This is a genomic window from Kineococcus deserti, assembly GCF_050871945.1.
Taxonomy (GTDB): domain Bacteria; phylum Actinomycetota; class Actinomycetes; order Actinomycetales; family Kineococcaceae; genus Kineococcus.
The window spans coordinates 136,638-155,866 of record NZ_JBJLSI010000003.1 but is presented as its reverse complement, the minus strand read 5'-3'; the positions used below and the strand labels follow the sequence as shown (position 1 = coordinate 155,866).

The following is a 19,229-nucleotide window of genomic DNA, read 5'->3' as shown; positions in this document are numbered from 1 at the left end:
GGGATGCGCGCACCCCGGTGGACACCTGCGGTACTCGTGCTGGTCGCGACCGTCGGGCAGCTGCTCGTCGCGACGTTCGCGCGGGACCTGCCGCAGTTCGCCGGCAAGGCGTTCGGGGCACGGCTGGTCCTCTACCCGCTGATGATGCTGCTCGTGCCGGCGATCTGGCTGGCGACGCACCGGGGATCGCGGTCGGTCCCGTGGGCCGGGTTCACGCTGGTGGTGCTGCCGTTCTGCGTGGACGTCACCGGCAACACGCTGGACCTGTACGACACCGTCGTGTGGTGGGACGACGCCCTGCACTTCCTCAACTGGTGCCTGCTGACGCTGGGGCTGGGGATCGTGCTGCGGCTGCGCGACGTGCGGCCGCGGTGGGCCCGCGCCGTGACCGCCGTGGGTGGCGGCGCACTGCTGGCCCTGCTGTGGGAGGTGGGTGAGTGGTACACGTTCATCCGGCACGGCACCGAACTCGCCACGGCCTACGAGGACACCCTCGGCGACATGGTGCTGGGCACCACCGGCTCGGCGGTGGCCCTGGTGCTGCTGGGGCTCAGTCCCCGGAGTTCCTCCGGAACTCGTCCCTGAGCTTGCGGGGATCCGCGTCCCGCAGCGACGCCCGGGAACCGCGCAACTTGCGCGCCAGGACAACGGTCACGACGACGAGGACGATGAGGACCAGCACCCACTTCATGCCCCGACCCTAAGCGCCGGGCGCCGGGCGCACCGCCCGTCCGGGCACGACCCAGCCGCTCGATGTCGGACCGGGAACGGGACGTAGGGTCGCGTCGCGCACCACTCGCCGAGGAGAGGCCCACCACAGATGTTCGCCAGCGCCCCCGCCGCTACGGCCGCGTTCGCCACCGCGACCGCCGTCGAGACGACGCGGTCGACGCCCTTCCTGCTGATCACGGCCGTCGTCGCGATCGCCGTGCTGCTCGTCCTCATCATCAAGGTCAAGCTGCACGCCTTCTACGCCCTGGTCATCGTCAGCCTGCTGACCGCGATCGTCGCCGGCATCCCGGCCGCCGACCTCGTCAGCACCCTCACCGGCGGCTTCGGCAACACGTTGTCGACCGTCGCGCTCCTCGTCGGCTTCGGCGCCGTGCTGGGGCGCATCGTCGAGATCTCCGGTGGCGCCCGGGTGCTGGCCGACACCCTCGTGGCCCGGTTCGGCGAGAGGCGCGCGCCCCTGGCGCTGTCGGTCGCGTCGCTGTTCTACGGCTTCCCCATCTTCCTCGACGCCGGGTTCGTCGTCATGCTGCCGATCATCTACACCGTCGCGCGACGGCTCGGCGGTTCGCTCATGCTCTACGCGCTGCCGGCAGCCGGCGCCTTCCTCACCATGCACGCGCTGGTGCCTCCGCACCCCGGACCGGTCGCGGCCTCCAGCCTGCTCGGCGCCGACGTCGGTCTCGTGCTGCTGGTCGGCATGGTCGTGGCCCTGCCCACCTGGTACGTCATGGGTTACCGCCTCGCGTACTTCCTGGCCAAGCGCACCGACTTCCTCCCGGTCCCCGAACTGCTCGGCCGCCCGAACGACGGCGGTGACCAGCCCCGGCCCAGCTTCGGGGTCATCCTCCTGGTGCTGCTGCTGCCTCTGGTCCTCATCTTCGGCGGTACGGCGTCCAACACCGCCGTGACGAACTACGGCGTCGACGAGGACAACGCCCTGGTGGTGGTGCTGCAGCTCATCGGCGCGACGCCGATCGCGCTGCTCATCACGAGCCTGCTGGCGATGCTGCTGCTCGTCGTCCGCCCCAACCGCGGCAAGGTCGGGGGACGCCTCGAGGACGTCGTCGACGACGCGCTGGCCCCGGTCTGCTCGATCATCCTGATCACCGGCGCCGGTGGCATGTTCGGCCGCGTGCTCACCGACACCGGGATCGGCGGCGCGCTCGCCGCCGAACTCGACGCCGCGGGACTGCCGCTCATCGTCGCCGGCTTCCTCATCGCCGTCGCGCTGCGCATCGCCCAGGGATCGGCCACGGTCGCCGGCACGACGGCGGCCGGCCTGCTGGCTCCTGCCGTCGCCGCGGACGGGTCGCTGTCCGCCCTGCAGCTGGCGTGCCTGACGGTGGCCCTGGCCGCCGGTGCGATCACCTTCTCGCACGTCAACGACTCGGGGTTCTGGCTCGTGGGCCGGTTCCTGGGGCTGAGCACCGCGACGACGCTGAAGACCTGGAGCGTGGTCTCCACCGGCATCGGGTTCATGGCGTTCGGCCTGGTCTGGATCCTCTACGCCATCGTCTCCTGACCCTCAGTGCAACAGGCTGACCCAGTTCCCGGGGACGCGTCCGCGCGGCCCCGGGGCGGGCTGGTCGGCGGGGCGGTGCAGCGGGGGTGCGAGGTCGGGACCGGAGGCGAACGTCTCGTCGGTGGCGAAGTCGTAGAACCAGCCCTCCCCCGGTTCGTAGCTGCGCACGACGCTGTGCCCGCTGGCCGTGGCGTGCCCGCGGGCGTGCTGGCCGGGTGAGGAGTCGCAGCACCCCACGTGCCCGCACGCCGCGCAGCGCCGCAGGTGGAACCACCAGCCCTGCGGCTGCGCGCTGTCGCAGTCGGCGCAGCCGGGACCGCTGGGGGCCGCGGCGGGATCGACGAGGTCTGTCACTGGTCCTCCTGGGGATCGGTCGGCAACCACACCCGGAACACGGTGTTCCCGGGTTCGCTCGTGACGTTCAGCCGGCCGTGGTGACGGTGCACGACGACCCGCCAGGCGATGTCCAGCCCCAGCCCGGTGCCCTGCCCGACGTCCTTGGTCGTGACGAACGGCTCGAAGACGCGCGGCAGCAGGTCGGCGGGGATGCCCGGGCCGTCGTCGGCCACCTCCACGCACACCCCGCCGTCGTCGGGACGCACCCGCACCGTCACGGTGCCGCCACCGGCCCCGGTGGTGCCGAGGGCGTCGAGGGCGTCGAGGGCGTTGTCGAGCAGGTTCGTCCACACCTGGGTGAGTTCGCCGGTGTGGCCGAGGACCTGCGGGACGTCGGCGTAGTCGGTGACGATCCGGGACGTCCCCGCCGCCCGGCCCGCCCCGGCGCCCAGCATCGAGATCGCGGCGTCGAGCAGTTCGCGGACGTCCACCCAGCGTTCGGGGGCCCGGTCCAGCTGGGCGTAGTTCCCCGCCGAGGCCAGCAGCGTGCTGATCCGGGCCGAGGCCGCCGCGGCCTCGGCGACGAGTGAACGCACCTCGACGCTGCGGGCGAACCAGGCGACCGCCTCGGGCGGTTCCAGCGCGAGGTCGTCCGGGCCGAACCCCTGCTCGACGAGGACGGCGGCGAGGTCACCGTCGACGTCGTGCTCCTCGAGCACGTCCAGCACCGCGTCCTCCGCCTCGGCCCGTCCCAGCGGTTCGGTCGGCACCGCGACGGGTCCACGTCGTGGGACGGCCGGCAGCCCCGGCACCAGCCGGGCGACGGCCACCTCGACCGCGGCCAGCCCCTCCTGCAGCTGCGCCAGGGTGCGCGCCAGCGCCGCGGCCGGGTTGCCCAGTTCGTGGGTCAGGCCCGCGGTCAGCGAGCCCAGCGCCAGCAGCCGGTCGCGGGCGCTGGCCAGCTGCTGCGTCTCCGCCAGACCGATCCGCACGCCTTCGAGCAGGTGCACCGCCATCGGGAACCACTCCCGCACCACCCGGCCGAACTTCGCGGCGGGCAGCACGAAGAACGTCGACGGCTCCAGGACCCGCAGCGAGGAGGTGTACCCCTCGGGCGCGGCCTCGCCCATGTAGGCCTCCCACGCCCCGGCGTAGGCGCCGCGCTGCCGGGTGCGGCCGACCTCCAGGTCGTCGCCCCCGCCGCGGTGGTGCAGGGCCACCGCCCCGGTCAGCAGGACGTAGAAGCACTTCGCGGCCTCACCCTCGCGGTACAGCCAGCCGGGTTCGGCCTCGACGACGTCGCCGGAGGCCGCCAGTTTCCCCAGCTGGTCGTCCGACAGCGCCTCGAAGAGGAACAGGGTCCTCAGCTCGTCCGGTGTCACCGCCGCGCTCCCCGCCGCGCTCACTGCTGCGCGAGGTAGCGGTGGACGAGCATGACGGCCATCGCCCCCTCCCCGACGGCCGAGGCGACGCGTTTGACCGACTCGGCCCGGGCGTCGCCGGCCACGAACACCCCCGGCATCGAGGTCTCCAGGTGGTAGGGCGCGCGCTCCAGCGTCCACCCCGGCGGCCGGTCGCCCTCGCAGTCGAGGTCGGGCCCGGCCAGGACGAAGCCCCGCGCGTCGCGTTGCACGGAACCGTCGAGCCACCCGGTGCGCGGAGCCGCGCCGATGAAGACGAACACGAACCGGGCCGGCACCTCCCGCTCGGCCCCGCTCTGCCTGTCCTGCAGGCGGATCGACTCCAGGTGCTCGGTTCCCGCCGCCCCCACGACCTCGGTGCACGTCACGACCTCGACGTTGTCCAGCGCCTCGAGCTGCTCGATCAGGTAGGCCGACATCGACGCCCGCAGCGACGGCCCCCGCACGAGCATCGTCACCGACTTCGCCGACCGGGCGAGGTTGACCGCCGACTGACCGGCCGAGTTCGCACCGCCGACGACGAACACGTCCTGGTCGGCGCACGAGGACACCTCGCTGAGCGCGGCGCCGTAGTAGACGCCGCGGCCGGTGAACTCGGCCAGGCCGGGTCCCTCGAGCGTGCGGTAGGAGACGCCCGTGGCCAGCAGCACGGTGTGCGCGGCCAGGCTCGTCCCGTCGCCGAACCGGACGACGCGGGTGCCACCGGCCGCCTCCAGTCCGGTGACGGTGCGCGCCGAGAGCGTCTCGGCCCCGAACCGGGCGACCTGACGGCGGGCCCGGTCGGCCAGCTGCGCACCGGACAGGCCGTCGGGGAACCCGAGGTAGTTCTCGATGCGCGAACTCTGCCCGGCCTGCCCACCGGTGGCGTGCTCCTCGACGAGGACCGTCCGCAACCCCTCCGAGGCGCCGTAGACGGCCGCGCCCAGCCCCGCCGGGCCACCGCCGACGATGGCCAGGTCGTAGAAGTCGCGTTGCGGGCGGGTGGTCAGGCCGACCCGGTCGGCCAGCGTGGTGTCGTCGGGGTCGACGAGCACCTCCGGCCCCTCCCCCGCTCCCGGCGCGAGCACCACGGGCAGCCGCGCGGTACCCCCTCCGGTCGGCATCGCGGCCAGCAACCGGTCGGCCTCGGGTTGCCCGGCCAGCAGCCAGCGGTACGGGACCTCGTTGCGCGCCAGGAAGTCCCGCACCGCGAACGAGCGCGCCGACCAGCGGTCGCCGATGACGACGACCTCGTCCGGTGGCCGGACCGGCTCGGCCTGCCAGCGGGCGAGCAGCTCGTCCAGGACCGGGTAGAGCTTCTCCTCCGGCGGGTCCCACGGCTTGAGCAGGTAGTGGTCCAGGTCGACGTCGTTGATGGCCCGGATCGCGGCGGAGGTGTCGGCGTAGGCCGTCAGCAGGACGCGCCGGGCGCGCGGGAACAGGTCCATCACGGACTCCAGGAGTTCCACGCCGTCCATCTGCGGCATCCGGTAGTCGGCCAGGACGGCGGCCACCGGCTCCCCGCGCAGCTTGACCTCGCGCACCGCGCCGAGCGCCTCGGCCCCGGACTCGGCCCGCAGGACCCGGTACTCCTGGCCGTAGCGGCGGCGCAGGTCCCGCGCGACGGCCCGCGAGACGGCGGGGTCGTCGTCGACGGTCAGCAGCACCGGGCGCACCCGTGTGTTCTCCACGGGTCGGGAAGCTTCCAGGCCACCCCGGTCAGGTCAAGGGGTCAGGTCAAGGGGTCAGGTCAAGGGGTCCGGTCCGGGAGCAGTCGGTCGACGGATGCCCGGACGGCGCGCGCCGAGCGCGAGGCCGACACCCAGGCCGAGGTCGCCGCGGCCACGACGAGCACGGCCCACGCCAGGACGCCGAGGCGCCACGTCCAGGGCAGGACCATGAGCACCACGAGCAGCACCTGCGTGGCGCCGAACCCGACGGCCGGCGTCGTCCGGCCCAGGAAGGCGTGCCCGAACCCGGGCCACAGGACGGACAGCGCGACGGCGGCGAGCTCACGCCTGGAGCCGCCCGGCGCCGGACCGACCACCCCCCGGTCCTTCCCGGGGCCCTCGAACTTCGCGACGGTCATGCTGCGGCCCCCCGGCTCGGTGCTTCCTCTGCGGTGCCCCCCGGCACCGGGGGCGAGTCTGCCGTGACCGGCGGTGATCCGCAGGGCGTTCGGGGTATCTAGTGGTCCGCCGACGAGGGCAGCGTGAACCGCGTGCAGTGCGTCAGGTAGGGCAGGCGGATCTCGCGCTCCCCGGGGAAGTCGGCGTCCAGGAGCCGTCCCACCTCGGCCAGCAGCTCGGCCTTCTCCTCCTGCGGCAGCACGATGACGTAGCTGCGCGAGGCCACGAGGTCGAGGATCCCCGCGCGGTCGGTGAGGTGCTGGAACCGCGTCGTGAAGACCTCGCCGGGCCCGAACGGCGCGCCGACGGACTCGGCGCTGGCGCGCATCTCGTACTCGCTGCCGCGCTGGGCGACCGCCCAGACCCGGGCCACCCAGTCCACCGACTCGTCGCGCACGTTCCAGACCAGCCCGAGGGTTCCGCCCGGCCGCAGCACCCGCGCGACCTCCGGCACCGCGCGCGCCGGGTCGACCCAGTGCCAGGCCTGCGCCACGACGACGGCGTCGACCGAGGCGTCCGGCAGTCCCGTCGCCTCCGCGCTGCCCTCGTGCGCCTCGACGTCCAGCGTCGCGGTGAGTTCGGCCAGCATCCGCGTCGAGGGTTCGACGGCGACGACGTCGATCCCGCGGGCGACGAGGGAGGCGGTGAACTTGCCGGTTCCGGCGCCGAGGTCGAGGACCCGGCGGGCGCCGCCGACGAGGAAGTCGACGGCGTCGTCGGGGTACCCCGGGCGCGCGCGGGCGTAGGCGCCGGCGGCGGCGCCGAAGGAGCGGGCGTGCGCTGCGCCGTCGTGGTCCCCGTCGTGGTTCCCGTCGTGCGTCACGGCCCCATCCTGCCGCGGGGCGAGAATGGGGACGTGAGTGCCACCCTCGTCGCCAAGGACCTGTCCGCCGCCCACGGAACGAGGGCGTTGTTCTCCGGCCTGGACCTCGTCGTCGCCCCGGGCGACGTCGTCGGCCTCGTGGGGGCCAACGGGGCCGGGAAGTCGACGCTGCTCAAGCTCATGGCGGGGCTGGACCGGCCCGAGACGGGCACGGTCTCACTGTCCCCGCCGACCGCGACCGTCGGCTACCTGCCGCAGGAACCGGACCGCCGGCCGGGTGAGACGGTGGCGCAGTTCCTCGGCCGCCGCACGGGCGTGACGGCTGCGCAGGAGGAGATGGACTCCGCCGCAGCCGAACTCGCCGAGGGGGCCGGGGGCGCGGACGACCGCTACGCCGACGCCCTGGACCGCTGGCTGAACCTCGGCGGTGCCGACCTCGACGAACGGCGCGAGGAGGTCCTCGCCGACCTGGGCCTGACGGTGTCGGCCGACGCCCACATGACGTCGCTGTCCGGCGGGCAGGCCGCGCGGGCGGGCCTGGCGGCGCTGCTGCTGTCGCGCTACGACGTCTTCCTGCTCGACGAGCCCACCAACGACCTCGACCTGGACGGCCTGGCCCGCCTGGAGCGCTTCGTCACCGGGCTGCGCGCGCCGGCCGTCGTCGTCAGCCACGACCGCGAGTTCCTCGCCCGCACCGTGGACCGCGTCGTGGAACTGGACCTGGCCCAGCAGCTGGTGCGGGTCGTCGGCGGCGGGTACGAGGCGTTCCTGGCCGAGCGCGAGGTGCAGCGCCGGCACGCCCGCGAGGCCTACGACGAGTACGCCGAGACGAGGTCAGGCCTGGAGGACCGGGCGCGGATGCAGCGCGGCTGGATGGCCCAGGGTGTGCGCAACGCCGTCCGCAAGGGCGACCCGGACAAGAACATCCGCGCCAAGATGCGCGAGGGCAGCGAGAAGCAGGCCGCCAAGGCCCGGCAGACCGACCGGATGATCGAACGGCTCGAGGTCGTCGAGGAACCCCGCAAGGAGTGGAAGCTGCAGATGTCGATCGCGGCCGCGCCGCGGTCGGGATCGGTCGTCGCGACGCTGCGCGAGGCCGTCGTGCGACGTGGGGGGTTCACGCTCGGTCCGGTGGACCTGGCGGTCGACGCCGGTGACCGGGTCGCGGTGACGGGCCCGAACGGGGCCGGCAAGTCGACGTTGCTGAACCTGCTGCTGGGCCGCGTCGAACCCGACAGCGGCACGGCGGTCACGGGTTCGGGCGTGCAGGTCGGGGAGATCGACCAGGCCCGCGGGGCGTTCCTGGACGAGCGGACGCTCGCGCGCGCGTTCGGCGACGAGGTCCCGGACCAGCCCGACGCGGAGGTGCGGACGCTGCTGGCCAAGTTCGGCCTCGGCGCCCACCACGTGGGCCGCAGCGCCGCGAGCCTGTCGCCGGGTGAACGCACCCGCGCGGCGCTGGCGCTGCTGCAGGCGCGCGGGGTGAACCTGCTGGTCCTGGACGAACCCACCAACCACCTCGACCTGCCCGCCATCGAGCAGCTGGAGGAGGCGCTGGCGAGCTACCGCGGGACGCTGCTGCTGGTCAGCCACGACCGCCGGTTGCTGGAGGCCGTGCAGGTGACGCGGCGGCTCGTCGTGGAGGACGGGCGCGTGCGCGAGCTCTAGCGTCTCGGTCCGGTGACATCTGGGCCGGCACCGCGGGTAGCGGTTGCCGCCGCAGTCCGGAAGCGCTACCCACGGGAGATGTCCAGTCCAGCCCTCGCCGCCCTGCCGGCCACGACCGCCGAGACCGACTCCGGAACGCTGGCCGAGATCGAGGACACCATCGACGGTGTCGTCGCCCCCGTCACCGAGGCGGTCTCGAGCGTGATCTTCTACCAGGTGCCCGTCGCCGGCACCGGGTTCCCGCTGATCGTCGGCTGGCTCGTCCTGGCCGGGATCGTCTTCACCGTCTACTTCGGCTTCGTCCAGATCCGCGGGTTCAAGGTCGCCGTGCAGGTGGTGCGGGGCAAGTTCGGCCGCGACGACGACCCCGGCGAGGTCAGCCACTTCCAGGCCCTGACCAGTGCCCTGTCCGGGACCGTCGGCCTCGGGAACATCGCCGGGGTGGCCGTCGCGGTCAGCATCGGCGGCCCCGGGGCGACGTTCTGGATGATCTGCTGCGGGTTGCTGGGGATGGCGACGAAGTTCACCGAGTGCACCCTGGGGGTGAAGTACCGCGAGATCCACGAGGACGGGACCGTCACCGGCGGCCCGTTCCGCTACCTCAGGGTCGCGTTCGCCAAGTTGAAGGTGACCTGGGTCGGGGTGGTGCTGACCGGCGTCTTCGCCGTGGCGATCTTCTTCTTCGGCGTGGCCGGCGGGAACATGTTCCAGGCCAACCAGACCTACGCCCAGTTCGTGAACATCACCGGCGGCGACGACTCGCCGCTGGCCTCCTCCGGCGCCGCCTTCGTGTTCGGCATCGTGCTGGCCGTCCTGGTCGGCGCGGTGATCCTGGGCGGCATCACCTCGATCGGCAAGGTGACCTCCAAGCTGGTCCCGGCCATGGCGATCCTCTACGTCACCGCCTGCTTGATCGTCATCGTCGGCAACGCGAACCTCGTCCCGGCCGCCGTCGGGTCGATCTTCACCGGCGCCTTCGCCCCCGAGGGGGTCGCCGGTGGGGTCCTGGGCGCCCTCATCGTCGGTTTCCAGCGTGCGGCGTTCTCCAACGAGGCCGGGGTCGGGTCGGCCGCGACCGCACACTCGGCGGTCAAGACCAAGCACCCGGTGTCGGAGGGGTTCGTCGCCCTGCTCGAACCGTTCTGCGACACCGTCGTCATCTGCACCATGACGGCGTTGACCATCATCATCGCCCAGCCGCAGAGCTGGCTGGACGCCCGCGCCGAGGTCGCCTCGACCGGGGAGACGGGCGCCGACGGGGTCGTCCTGACCTCCGACGCGTTCGCGACGGTCATCCCGTGGTTCCCGTACGTGCTGGCGTTCGCCGTCGCGCTGTTCGCCTTCTCCACCCTGATCACCTGGGCCTACTACAGCCAGAAGGCGTGGTGCCACTTCTTCGGCCGCAGCCGGGGCAGCGAGCTGACCTTCAAGGTCGTCTACTGCCTGTTCACCGTCCTGGGCACCGTGCTCACCTTCGGTTCGGTCCTGGACCTGGCCGACGCGATGCTGTTCGTCTGCGCCCTGGTGAACATCCTGGGCCTGTACCTGCTCGCCCCCGTCGTCAAGGCCGAGGTGCGCGACTACCTGGCCAAGCGCGCCGACGGAACGCTGGAACGCGAGGCCGAGCAGCTCATCGGGTAGGTCACCCGATCCCCGACCCCGTGAAGTCGTCGCAGAACACCACGACGCGCGGCGCCCCACCGGGGTCGGGGACGGTGTGGTCCTCCCCCAGCTCCCCTCGCGCCAGCACCTCACCGGTGCGGGGGTCGACGACCCGGTAGGTGCGCGGGACGCCGTCGGGGAACGCGATGCGCAGGTCGCCCCCGTCGTGGCAGTAGGCCAGGAAGAACACGCCCGGCACGAGCACGTTGCGGGGGTTGGCCGTCCGCGACCAGTCCGGCCGGGCGCCGGTGAACGGCAACCCGTGCAGCACGCGGTTCAGCACGCCCGGGTAGCGCGAGCCCTCGAAGTCGAGGGCCTCGCGCCAGCCCGCCCCGGGTGCCGAGAACCTCGGCGACTGTCCCTCCTCCGAGGGGTGCAACTGCCACTGCCACAGGCTGCCCGCCCCGTAGACGACACCCATCGTGGCGCCGGCGCAGAAGTTGCTCCACGCCTCGTGCCCCTGCCACCAGCCGGCCGCGAACCCCGTGCGCCGGGTGTTCTCGTAGGACGGCTCACCGTTGGCGACGGCCTTGGCGGGCCGGTTGCGGGCCATGTCGGCGACACGTTCGGGGACGTGGTCACCGAGGTGACCGGTCTGGCACCACTGGAAGTCGAGCCAGTCGGCGTCCTGGTGGGCACGGTTGTCCGCGAACGGGCTGTAGTGGATGCCGGTGGGCTGGGCGTAGTCGTCGCACGCCTGGACCTCCCGGCCACCGGCGAGCACCTGCGGCTCGGTGCCGAACCGGTCGGCCCCGACGAGCCACACGGCCGGCCGGGCGCCGTAGCGGGCGACGAGGTAGCGGCAGTAGCGCGCGTAGTCCACCGGCGGGACGAGCGCACCGGCCGTCCTCAGCCCCTTCCAGCCGAACCCCTGGAACACCGGCTGCCAGACCGGGACCAGCCCGTGGCGCGCCAGCACCTCGGCCAGAGCGTCGAGGTACTGGAAGTAGTCCGGCCGCAGCCGGCGCAGCGTCCCGTCGGGCAGGTCGTCGAAGGCGACGGCGAAACCCTCGTCGGCCGTGCGGTCCTGCGGCCCGCGAGCGCCGGTGTCGGGTTGGACGCTCATGAGCAGCACCGCGTTGAACCCCTTGGCGGCGCGGTCGGCGGCGTAGACCTCGGCCTGCTCGAGGGTGGCGCGCCAGGGCAGCGCCCAGGCCGTGTCGCCGACCAGGAACGCCGGGGTGCCGTCGGCGTGGACGAGGTGCCGGCCCTCGTCCGAGGTGCGCCAGAAACCGTGCCGGCCGAACACCCCCCGGCCCGCCCCCTCGACCACCAGCGACCCGGAGGCGGCGAGCCCTGCGTCGGGGACGGACGCCGACGACGTCCACGACCACCGCCCCGTCGGACCGGGGGAGGCGAACCGGACCCGCCAGGTCGTCCCGCCGTCCCAGAACGCCGGGCGCCGCACGACCCGGCCCGAGGTGTGCGTGAACGTCACGTCGACGTCGACCCCGGTGTACGGGTCGGGGTGCGCCCGTTCCGCGGTGAGGGTCAGCTCGATCGGGGACCACGGTGTCGTCACGACCGCAGTGTGCCGGTCGGCGCGGTCACGCAGCTCGCTGAGGGCTCCGTGAGGTGATCTCGCCACGCCCGGGACCACCTGTCCGGCAACGATTCCGGGGCGAAGCCCCGTTCGGTTGGAACAACGGCCGGACCGACCGCGATGATCGAGGTGTCGACAGGCCACGGCGCTCTGCTCGAAGTCCCCCGCACACTCCGCTCCAGAGGAAGAACGCCCGTGCCTCTCGCCCTCCTGGCCCTCGCCATCGGCGCCTTCGCGATCGGAACCACCGAGTTCGTCGCCATGGGCCTGCTGCCGCAGATGGCCGACACCTTCGACGTGTCCATCGCCACCGGCGGCTGGCTGATCACGGCCTACGCGCTCGGTGTCGTCGTGGGCGCCCCGACGCTCACCGCCCTCACCCACTCCTGGGCGCGCAAGAAGGTCCTGACGGGCCTCATGGTGCTGTTCGTCCTCGGCCACGCCGCGACCTCGCTCGCCCCCAGCTTCGAGACCCTCGTCGGCGCCCGGTTCCTGTCGGGCCTGGGGCACGGGGCGTTCTTCGGCGCCTCGGCCGTCGTGGCCCGCAAGATCGCCCCGGCGGGCCGGCAGGGCCAGGCTCTCGCGCTGGTCTTCACGGGGCTGACCGTCGCGAACGTCGTCGGCGTCCCGGCCGGCACGTACGTGGGTCAGCAGCTGGGCTGGCGGCTGACGTTCGCGCTCGTGGGGGTCATCGGCCTGGTGACGATCGCCTCGATCCTGGCGATCGTGCCGGAGGTGGAGACCCGTACGGGCTCGCTGCGCTCGGAGTTCGCCGCGTTCCGCCGCCGCCAGGTGTGGTGGACGCTGCTCATCACGACCGTCGGCTTCGCCAGCCTGTTCACGGTCCTCAGCTACGTCTCGCCGCTGCTGACCGACGTCGCCGGGTTCTCCGAGGGGTCGGTCTCCTGGGTGCTGGTGCTGTTCGGCCTGGGCGCGACGCTGGGCAACCTCGTCGGCGGCCGGCTGGCCGACTGGCGTCCGTACCGGACGCTGGCGGCCGGGTTCGTCGCCCAGATGGTCGTCTTCGGCCTGCTGTTCCTGTTCGCGGACAGCGGGGTCGTCGCGGCGGCCGGGGTGTTCCTGTTCGCCTTCGTCGGGTTCGTCATGTCGGCGCCGATCCAGACCCGCGGCATCCTGGCCGCCGGCGGTGGGGCGTCGATGGCCTCGGCCGCGATGCAGGCCGCGTTCAACATCGGCAACGCGATGGGCGCCTTCCTCGGCGGCCTCGTCATCGACGCCGGGTTCGGGTACGCCTCCCCCGCGCTGGTCGCCCTGGTCCTGGCCCTGCTGGGCCTGCTGATCCTGGCCGAGGCCACCCGCGTCGACAAGAACGGCCGCGCGCCGATCGACCCGCTCGTGGCCGCGCTCCCCTCGCAGCGGCGCCGCCAGGTGCGTGACACCGTGGGCGGGTGACCTTCCAGATCCACGAACGGAAGCTCGGCGATCCCGACCTCGACGCCCTGGTCGAGGCGGCGGTCGCCGAGCTCAACCGGCGCTACCGCGAGCCCGGTGAACCCGACGACGAGTACCCGCTGGACCCCGCCGCCGTCTGCCACGTCGCCGTGGTGGACGGCGAGCCGGCCGGGTGCATCGCCCGCGAGGACGTCGACGAGCCGGGGTGGGTGGCCACGGTCGAGATGAAGCGGGTCTTCGTGCACGAACGCTTCCGGGGGCGCGGGGTGGCCCGGGCGCTGGTGGCCGCCTACGAGGCGTCCGCCCGGGACGCCGGCGCGCGGCTGGTGCGCCTGGAGACCGGGACGAAGCAGCCCGAGGCGATGGCGCTGTACGAGGCGCTGGGGTACGCGCGCTCGGCGCAGAACTTCGGGCCGTGGGCCGACAGCCCGCTCAGCGTCTGCTACACCAAACCCCTCTGACCACCCCGCGATCAAGGATTCAGCATCGTCGATCAAGGATTCGACTCGCCGTTGAATCCTTGATCGGCGATGCTGAATCCTTGATCGCGGAGGGGTGGGGGTTCCGCCAACTTCGAAGTTCGGTGCGCCGAACTCTGGTGCATGATGGCGCCATGACGACGGACGCCCGCGCTGACGCGCCCGCTGGCCGAGCACCGCGTGGCGGCCGCCGCAACCTCCTGCGCCTGCTCGGCCCGGCGTTCGTGGCCGCCATCGCCTACGTCGACCCCGGCAACGTCGCGGCGAACCTCACCGCGGGTGCCGGGTACGGCTACCTGCTGCTGTGGGTGCTCGTCGTCGCCAACGCGATGGCGGTGCTCGTGCAGTACCTGTCCGCCAAGCTCGCCGTCGTCAGCGGCCGGACGTTGCCGGAGGCGTTGCGGGACAGGCTGGGACGCAGGTCCCGCCTGGCGTACTGGGCGCAGGCCGAGCTGGTCGCGGTGGCCACCGACCTGGCCGAGGTGATCGGCGGCGCGGTGGCCCTGCACCTGCTGTTCGGCACCCCGCTGCTGGTCGGCGGGATCATCACCGGCGCGGTGTCGCTGGCGGTGCTGGCCCTGCAGAACCGGCGCGGGGTCCGCCGCTTCGAGGCCGTCATCATCGGGATGCTGGCGGTCATCGTCGTCGGGTTCGTCTCCGGTGTCGTGCTCTCCCCGCCGGACCCGGCCGAGGCGGCCGCGGGGTTGATCCCCCGCTTCGACGGCGCCGAGACGGTGCTGCTGGCCGCGAGCATGCTCGGCGCGACCGTCATGCCGCACGCGGTGTACCTGCACTCGGCCATGGCCCGCGACCACCACGGCGCCGTCGCCCCCGCCCAGCGCCGCCGGGTCCTGGGCGCCACCCGGATCGACGTCGTGGCGGCCCTGGTCGTGGCCGGGCTGGTCAACATCTCGATGCTGCTGCTGGCCGCCTCGGCGCTGCGCGGGGTCGAGGGCACCGACACCCTCGAGGGCGCGCACGCCGCGGTCTCGGCCCACCTCGGCACCGGGGCCGCACTGCTGTTCGCGATCGGCCTGCTGGCCTCCGGGCTGGCCTCGACGTCCGTCGGCGCCTACGCCGGCGCGGTGATCATGCAGGGTCTGCTGCGGATCGACGTGCCGCTGCTGCTGCGCCGTGCGGTGACGCTGATCCCCGCGCTGGTCTGCCTGGGCATCGGCGTGGACCCGACCCGCGCGCTCATCGTGTCCCAGGTCGTCCTGAGCTTCGGGATCCCGTTCGCGCTGATCCCGCTGGTCGCGCTCACGAGTTCGAAGGACCTCATGGGCGAGCACGTGAACCGGCCGGGGACCCGCGTGTTCGCCACCGTCGCCGTCGGGCTCGTCGTGGCGCTGAACCTCGCGCTGCTCTACCTGACGTTCCTCGGCTGAGCCGACCGCTGCGCAGGGGGGCGCCGGCGCAGGGCCGCGTCGAGGATCGGCGGCGTCCGGTACTGCATGTCCAGCAGGCCGACGTCGGTGCCCGGCGGGACGATCGCGTCGATCCGGTCGAGCACGGCGTCCTCGAGCGCCAGCTCGGCACCGGCGAGCAGGTCCTCCAACTGCTCCGGCGTGCGCGGGCCGAGGATCGCCGAGGTGACGCCCGGGTGCGCGAGGACGAACGCCAGGGCGAGGTGGGTCAGCGCCACCCCGACCTCGTCGGCCAGGGCGATGAGCTCCTCGACGACGTCGAGCCGGCGCTCGTCGGAGAAGTAGCGGAACCTGTTCGCGCGCGGCGTGTCCGCCCGCTGCCCCTTGCGGTAGCGGCCGGTGAGCATCCCGCCCGACAGCGGCGAGTAGACGAGCGTGCCCATGCCGTACCGCTGGGCGACGGGCAGGACCTCGTTCTCGATGCCGCGGTTCAGGATCGAGTAGGTCGGCTGCTCGGTGCGGAAGCGTTCCAGCCCCCGGCGCTCCGACACCCACTGCGCCTCGACGATCTCGGAGGCGGGGAAGCTCGACGTCCCGATCGCGCGGACCTTGCCCGCGCGCACGAGGTCCGTCAGCGCCGACAGGGTCTCCTCGACGTCGGTGTCCGGGTCGGGTCGGTGGACCTGGTACAGGTCGATGCGGTCGGTGCCGAGCCGGCGCAGCGAGTCCTCGACGGCGCGGGTGATCCAGCGCCGGGAGTTCCCCCGCGCGTTGGGGTCCTCCCCCATGGGCAGGTGGAACTTGGTGGCCAGCACGACGTCGTCGCGGCGGCCCTTCAGCGCCTTGCCGACGATCTCCTCGGACTCGCCGCGGGAGTAGGCGTCGGCGGTGTCGACGACGTTGATCCCGGCGTCGAGGGCGCGGTGGACGATCCGGATCGACACCTCGTGGTCGGGGTTGCCGACGGCGCCGAACATCATGGCGCCCAGCGCGTAGGGACTGACCTGGATGCCGGTGCGGCCGAGAGGGCGGTGTTGCACGGTTCCTCCGTGGGAAGATGAAGCGGAACGATCGTCCGGAACTGTACGGAACGATGTTCCGCTTACGCAAGGGGAGGCTGCAGTGGAACGGAAGGTGCGCGCCGACGCGCAACGCAACCTCGACGCCCTGCTCGTGGCGGCCCGCGACGTCTTCGCCGCCGTCGGTGTTGACGCGCCCGTGCGCGAGATCGCCGCGAAGGCGGGCGTGGGCGTCGGGACGGTCTACCGGCACTTCCCGCAGCGCTCGGACCTGGTGACCGCCGTGTTCCGGCACGAGGTCGACGCCTGCGCCGAACAGGCCCCGCTGCTCGCGGCCGAGCACCCGCCGTTCGAGGCGCTGCGGCGGTGGCTGCTGCGCTTCACCGGCTTCGTCGCCGCCAAACGCGGGCTCGCCGCGGCCCTGCACTCCGGCGACCCGGCCTTCGAACCGCTGCCCGCGTACTTCTCGGGCCGGTTCGAGCCGGCGCTGGGATCCCTGCTCGACGCGGCCGTGCAGGCCGGCGAGATCACCGCCCGCCTCACCCCCGCGGAACTGCTCACGACGCTGTCGCGGTTGTCGACGCCGGACCCGGAGTTCACCGAGCGGACGATCGACCTGCTGCTGGACGGGATGCGCTACCGCGCCTGACGCGTCAGTGCTCCCCCGGCAGGGACAGCAGCCCGGACCGGCCCACCCACCCCCGCACCGTGGGGGTGAGCAGCAGGGCGCAGACCGCGACGTTCAGCCCCACGACCGCGAGCACGGACAACGCGGGACCGGTCAGCACCGCCGAGGCGATCCCGAACCCGGCGGCCAGGACCGACAACGCCAGCAGGACGATCCAGGCGGTCCAGCTGCTGCGCCGGACGCGTGTCACGAGCCAGACGTCGACGGCCAGCCACAGCAGCGCGCCGAACCCCCGCCCGGGAACGGCCGCCAGGAGGAGTTCGCAGACCAGCACGGCCAGCAGCCGGTGGGCCACCGGATGGGTGCGCCACCACGTCGTGTTCACGCGCTCACCCTAGAGGTGGCGGACCCGTTCCCGGACCCGCAGGGTGGGCGCATGAGCGATGAGACCACCGACCACGTGGACCCCCGGGACAACGCCGAGGTCCGCCGCGTGCAGGACAGCGGCAGCCGGGAGAACGCCCGGGCCACCGGCTCGGGGCCGGTGCCCAGCCCCGCCCGCGACCCGCAGGACCCGCTGGGCCTGCAGGACGACGTCGCGGACGGGACGGGCCAGGGCGACCCGACGGCCGGCGTGCGGATCTCCGAGGACGACGCCGCACAGGCCGTTCCCGGTGACGACGGCCCGGAGGGAACCCGCTGACCCGTTCGTCAGGGCAGGTGCCGCCGCACGAAGTCGAGTTCGACCCGCATCTGCCGCACCCGCTCGTCGTCCAGCAGCGACCCGTGCCCGGCGTCGTACCGGTACACCTCGTGGGTCGCCCCCCGGGCCGCGAGGCGTTCGAGGTAGTTGTCGATCTGCCGGATCGGGCAACGCGGGTCGTTGCGGCCGGCGAGCACGAGCACCGGGGCGCGCACGGCGTCGACGTAGGTGAGGGGCGAGGAGTCGGCGTACTTGTCCGGAACCTCGGCCGGCGACCCGCCGAACAGTGACCGGTCGAACGCCTTCAGCCCCTCCATCTCGTCCTCGTAGGCCGCGACGTAGTCGGCGACGGGAACCCCCGCGAGCCCCACGGCCCAGCGGTCCGGTTGCGTCCCCAGCCCCAGCAGCGTGAGGAAACCGCCCCACGACGCCCCGGCCAGCACCAGCTTCGAGGGATCGCAGACCCCGGACGCCACGAGGTGGTCGGCGACCGCGGCGATGTCCTCGAGTTCCACGTGGCCGACGCGGGCCTCCAGCGCGTCGCGCCACGCCGACCCGTACCCCGTCGACCCGCGGTAGTTCACCTGCACGACGGCGAAACCCTCGTCCACCCAGGCCGCGCAGTACGGCCGGAAGGAGTCGGTGTCGTGCGCGGTGGGACCGCCGTGCACCTCCACCACCGTCGGCCACGGGCCCTGCGCGCCGGCCGGAGTCCGCAGCAGCGCGTGGATCCGGCCCCCGGGACCGTCGACCCACACGTCCCGCACGTCGACCGACGGCGGCGCCGGTTCACCCGGCGCACGCAGCAGCACCTCACCGGACAGGGTGCGCACCACCGACGGCTGCGCCGAGGACGACCACGTCAGCCACACGTCCCCGTCGGGCCGGGCAGTCGCGCCCCCGACGCTGCCGGACGTGGGCCCGATCTGCTGCACCACACCGGTTCCCAGGTCCACCCGGTGGGCCAGGGTCCGCGCCTCGTGGTCGACCAGCACCACCAGCCCGGTCGCGTCCCGCGTCCACTCCGCCCCGGCGACCTCCCCCGGCACGCCCAGCACGATCTGGATCTCCCGGCCGGTGCGCAGGTCGAGCACCAGCAGCTCGGCGCGGCCGGCCCGCTCGTGCTCCACGAGCAACCGGGCGTCCCCGCGCACGGGGGAGAAACCCAGCGGCGCGACGCCCTTGCCGGGTCCGTCGGACAGTTCGGCGACGGTGGAGCCGTCGGCCAGCGACAGGACCCGCAGGTCGGGGTGCCGGGAGTCGCCGTGCTCGGAGTGCGCGATCGCCACCCACTGCTCGTCGGGTGAGAGGTCACCGGCCCAGGCGTCCTCGCGGTGCTCGTACAGCCGCCTCGTGCCCTCGGCGGAGACCACGTCGATCCGGGTGCCGTACCCGTCGTCCTGCGAACCCACCACGACGATGCCGCTGCGGCCCAGCGACAGTCCCGCCGGGTAGGCGGCCGGCAGCCCCAGCGGGTCCTCCACGCCCTCACCGGGGGCGGAGGCGAACGGTTGCCGCCGCCACACGCCGTACTCGTCGCCGGCGGTGTCGTCGAACCACCAGACGAACTCCCCGGCGTGGTCGATGGTGGCGCTGGAGGTGCCCTCGGGCCGGTCGGTCAGCCGGTGCAGCTCCCCCGAGTCCGCGTCGAAGGAGTGCACCTCGAGCACCCCGGCCACGGTGGCGTAGACCACGCACCGGGCCGGGGCGTCCTCGGCCCACTCCGGCAGGCCGACGCGGCCGGCGCGGAACCGCTTCTCCCAGGTGGGGACCTCAGGTTCAGTCACCGGCCGATCGTGCCACGG

19 protein-coding genes are annotated in these 19,229 nt (G+C 73.2%); 9 read left to right on the top strand and 10 right to left on the bottom strand.

Annotation, left to right across the window (positions count from 1 at the left end; genetic code table 11):
* Nucleotides 1–3: 3 nt before the first annotated feature.
* Nucleotides 4–585 carry a hypothetical protein gene (locus tag ACRYR2_RS03925; protein ID WP_432561519.1) on the top strand — a complete coding sequence of 194 codons (582 nt, stop codon included), beginning with the start codon at nucleotides 4–6 and terminating at the stop codon, nucleotides 583–585.
* On the opposite strand, the gene ACRYR2_RS03920 is transcribed toward ACRYR2_RS03925, so the two are convergent.
* Nucleotides 551–691, bottom strand: a complete 141-nt coding sequence (locus ACRYR2_RS03920) for a hypothetical protein (RefSeq protein WP_432561518.1) — start codon at nucleotides 689–691, stop codon at nucleotides 551–553. The two genes, ACRYR2_RS03925 and ACRYR2_RS03920, sit on opposite strands and share 35 nt — an antisense overlap.
* Nucleotides 692–820: 129 nt before the next feature.
* Here ACRYR2_RS03920 and ACRYR2_RS03915 point away from each other — a divergent pair, with 129 nt between their 5' ends.
* Nucleotides 821–2,254, top strand: a complete 1,434-nt coding sequence (locus tag ACRYR2_RS03915) for a GntP family permease (RefSeq protein ID WP_432561517.1) — start codon at nucleotides 821–823, stop codon at nucleotides 2,252–2,254.
* A 3-nt stretch (nucleotides 2,255–2,257) separates the two neighbouring features.
* Here the strand turns inward: ACRYR2_RS03915 and ACRYR2_RS03910 are convergent, their stop codons facing one another.
* The 5 genes from ACRYR2_RS03910 to ACRYR2_RS03890 all read right to left on the bottom strand — a co-directional run bounded on the left by ACRYR2_RS03910 (nucleotide 2,258) and on the right by ACRYR2_RS03890 (nucleotide 6,942).
* Nucleotides 2,258–2,608, bottom strand: coding sequence for a UBP-type zinc finger domain-containing protein (locus ACRYR2_RS03910; protein ID WP_432561516.1), 351 nt, complete (start codon nucleotides 2,606–2,608; stop codon nucleotides 2,258–2,260).
* Complete coding sequence (locus tag ACRYR2_RS03905) at nucleotides 2,605–3,972, bottom strand: ATP-binding protein (protein WP_432561515.1); 1,368 nt, start codon at nucleotides 3,970–3,972, stop codon at nucleotides 2,605–2,607. Before ACRYR2_RS03905 ends, ACRYR2_RS03910 begins: the two co-directional genes overlap by 4 nt.
* A gap of 20 nt (nucleotides 3,973–3,992) precedes the next feature.
* Nucleotides 3,993–5,681: an NAD(P)/FAD-dependent oxidoreductase gene (locus tag ACRYR2_RS03900; RefSeq protein WP_432561514.1), complete on the bottom strand. Its 1,689-nt coding sequence runs from the start codon at nucleotides 5,679–5,681 to the stop codon at nucleotides 3,993–3,995.
* 59 nt (nucleotides 5,682–5,740) lie between these two features.
* On the bottom strand, nucleotides 5,741–6,079 hold the full coding sequence (locus ACRYR2_RS03895) for a hypothetical protein (RefSeq protein ID WP_432561513.1): 339 nt from the start codon (nucleotides 6,077–6,079) through the stop codon (nucleotides 5,741–5,743).
* Nucleotides 6,080–6,177: 98 nt separating this feature from the next.
* A complete protein-coding gene (locus tag ACRYR2_RS03890; RefSeq protein WP_432561512.1) occupies nucleotides 6,178–6,942 on the bottom strand; it encodes a class I SAM-dependent methyltransferase in 765 nt (254 codons plus the stop codon).
* A gap of 33 nt (nucleotides 6,943–6,975) precedes the next feature.
* Here ACRYR2_RS03890 and ACRYR2_RS03885 point away from each other — a divergent pair, with 33 nt between their 5' ends.
* Nucleotides 6,976–8,610, top strand: coding sequence for an ABC-F family ATP-binding cassette domain-containing protein (locus tag ACRYR2_RS03885; protein WP_432561511.1), 1,635 nt, complete (start codon nucleotides 6,976–6,978; stop codon nucleotides 8,608–8,610).
* 78 nt (nucleotides 8,611–8,688) lie between these two features.
* A complete protein-coding gene (locus ACRYR2_RS03880) occupies nucleotides 8,689–10,251 on the top strand; it encodes an alanine/glycine:cation symporter family protein (protein ID WP_432561510.1) in 1,563 nt (520 codons plus the stop codon).
* A 1-nt stretch (nucleotide 10,252) separates the two neighbouring features.
* On the opposite strand, the gene ACRYR2_RS03875 is transcribed toward ACRYR2_RS03880, so the two are convergent.
* Nucleotides 10,253–11,794, bottom strand: coding sequence for an apiosidase-like domain-containing protein (locus ACRYR2_RS03875; RefSeq protein ID WP_432561509.1), 1,542 nt, complete (start codon nucleotides 11,792–11,794; stop codon nucleotides 10,253–10,255).
* 216 nt (nucleotides 11,795–12,010) lie between these two features.
* Here ACRYR2_RS03875 and ACRYR2_RS03870 point away from each other — a divergent pair, with 216 nt between their 5' ends.
* The 3 genes from ACRYR2_RS03870 to ACRYR2_RS03860 all read left to right on the top strand — a co-directional run bounded on the left by ACRYR2_RS03870 (nucleotide 12,011) and on the right by ACRYR2_RS03860 (nucleotide 15,095).
* Nucleotides 12,011–13,228 carry an MFS transporter gene (locus ACRYR2_RS03870; protein WP_432561508.1) on the top strand — a complete coding sequence of 406 codons (1,218 nt, stop codon included), beginning with the start codon at nucleotides 12,011–12,013 and terminating at the stop codon, nucleotides 13,226–13,228.
* The gene (locus ACRYR2_RS03865) at nucleotides 13,225–13,689 is read left to right on the top strand and encodes a GNAT family N-acetyltransferase (RefSeq protein WP_432561507.1); all 465 of its coding nucleotides are present in this window, start codon (nucleotides 13,225–13,227) and stop codon (nucleotides 13,687–13,689) included. Before ACRYR2_RS03870 ends, ACRYR2_RS03865 begins: the two co-directional genes overlap by 4 nt.
* Nucleotides 13,690–13,841: 152 nt before the next feature.
* A complete protein-coding gene (locus ACRYR2_RS03860; protein WP_432561506.1) occupies nucleotides 13,842–15,095 on the top strand; it encodes an Nramp family divalent metal transporter in 1,254 nt (417 codons plus the stop codon).
* On the opposite strand, the gene ACRYR2_RS03855 is transcribed toward ACRYR2_RS03860, so the two are convergent.
* Nucleotides 15,074–16,114: an aldo/keto reductase gene (locus ACRYR2_RS03855; RefSeq protein WP_432561505.1), complete on the bottom strand. Its 1,041-nt coding sequence runs from the start codon at nucleotides 16,112–16,114 to the stop codon at nucleotides 15,074–15,076. The genes ACRYR2_RS03860 and ACRYR2_RS03855 overlap by 22 nt on opposite strands.
* 82 nt (nucleotides 16,115–16,196) lie before the next feature.
* On the opposite strand from ACRYR2_RS03855, the gene ACRYR2_RS03850 reads away from it, so the two are divergent.
* On the top strand, nucleotides 16,197–16,742 hold the full coding sequence (locus tag ACRYR2_RS03850) for a TetR/AcrR family transcriptional regulator (protein ID WP_432561504.1): 546 nt from the start codon (nucleotides 16,197–16,199) through the stop codon (nucleotides 16,740–16,742).
* 4 nt (nucleotides 16,743–16,746) lie between these two features.
* Here ACRYR2_RS03850 and ACRYR2_RS03845 read toward each other — a convergent pair whose 3' ends face one another.
* On the bottom strand, nucleotides 16,747–17,106 hold the full coding sequence (locus tag ACRYR2_RS03845; RefSeq protein WP_432561503.1) for a hypothetical protein: 360 nt from the start codon (nucleotides 17,104–17,106) through the stop codon (nucleotides 16,747–16,749).
* A 51-nt stretch (nucleotides 17,107–17,157) separates the two neighbouring features.
* On the opposite strand from ACRYR2_RS03845, the gene ACRYR2_RS03840 reads away from it, so the two are divergent.
* Entirely contained in the window at nucleotides 17,158–17,424 is a 267-nt protein-coding gene (locus ACRYR2_RS03840) for a hypothetical protein (RefSeq protein ID WP_432561502.1), read from the top strand.
* Between the two features lie 8 nt (nucleotides 17,425–17,432).
* Here the strand turns inward: ACRYR2_RS03840 and ACRYR2_RS03835 are convergent, their stop codons facing one another.
* Nucleotides 17,433–19,211, bottom strand: coding sequence for a prolyl oligopeptidase family serine peptidase (locus ACRYR2_RS03835; protein ID WP_432561501.1), 1,779 nt, complete (start codon nucleotides 19,209–19,211; stop codon nucleotides 17,433–17,435).
* Between the last annotated feature and the right edge of the window lie 18 nt (nucleotides 19,212–19,229).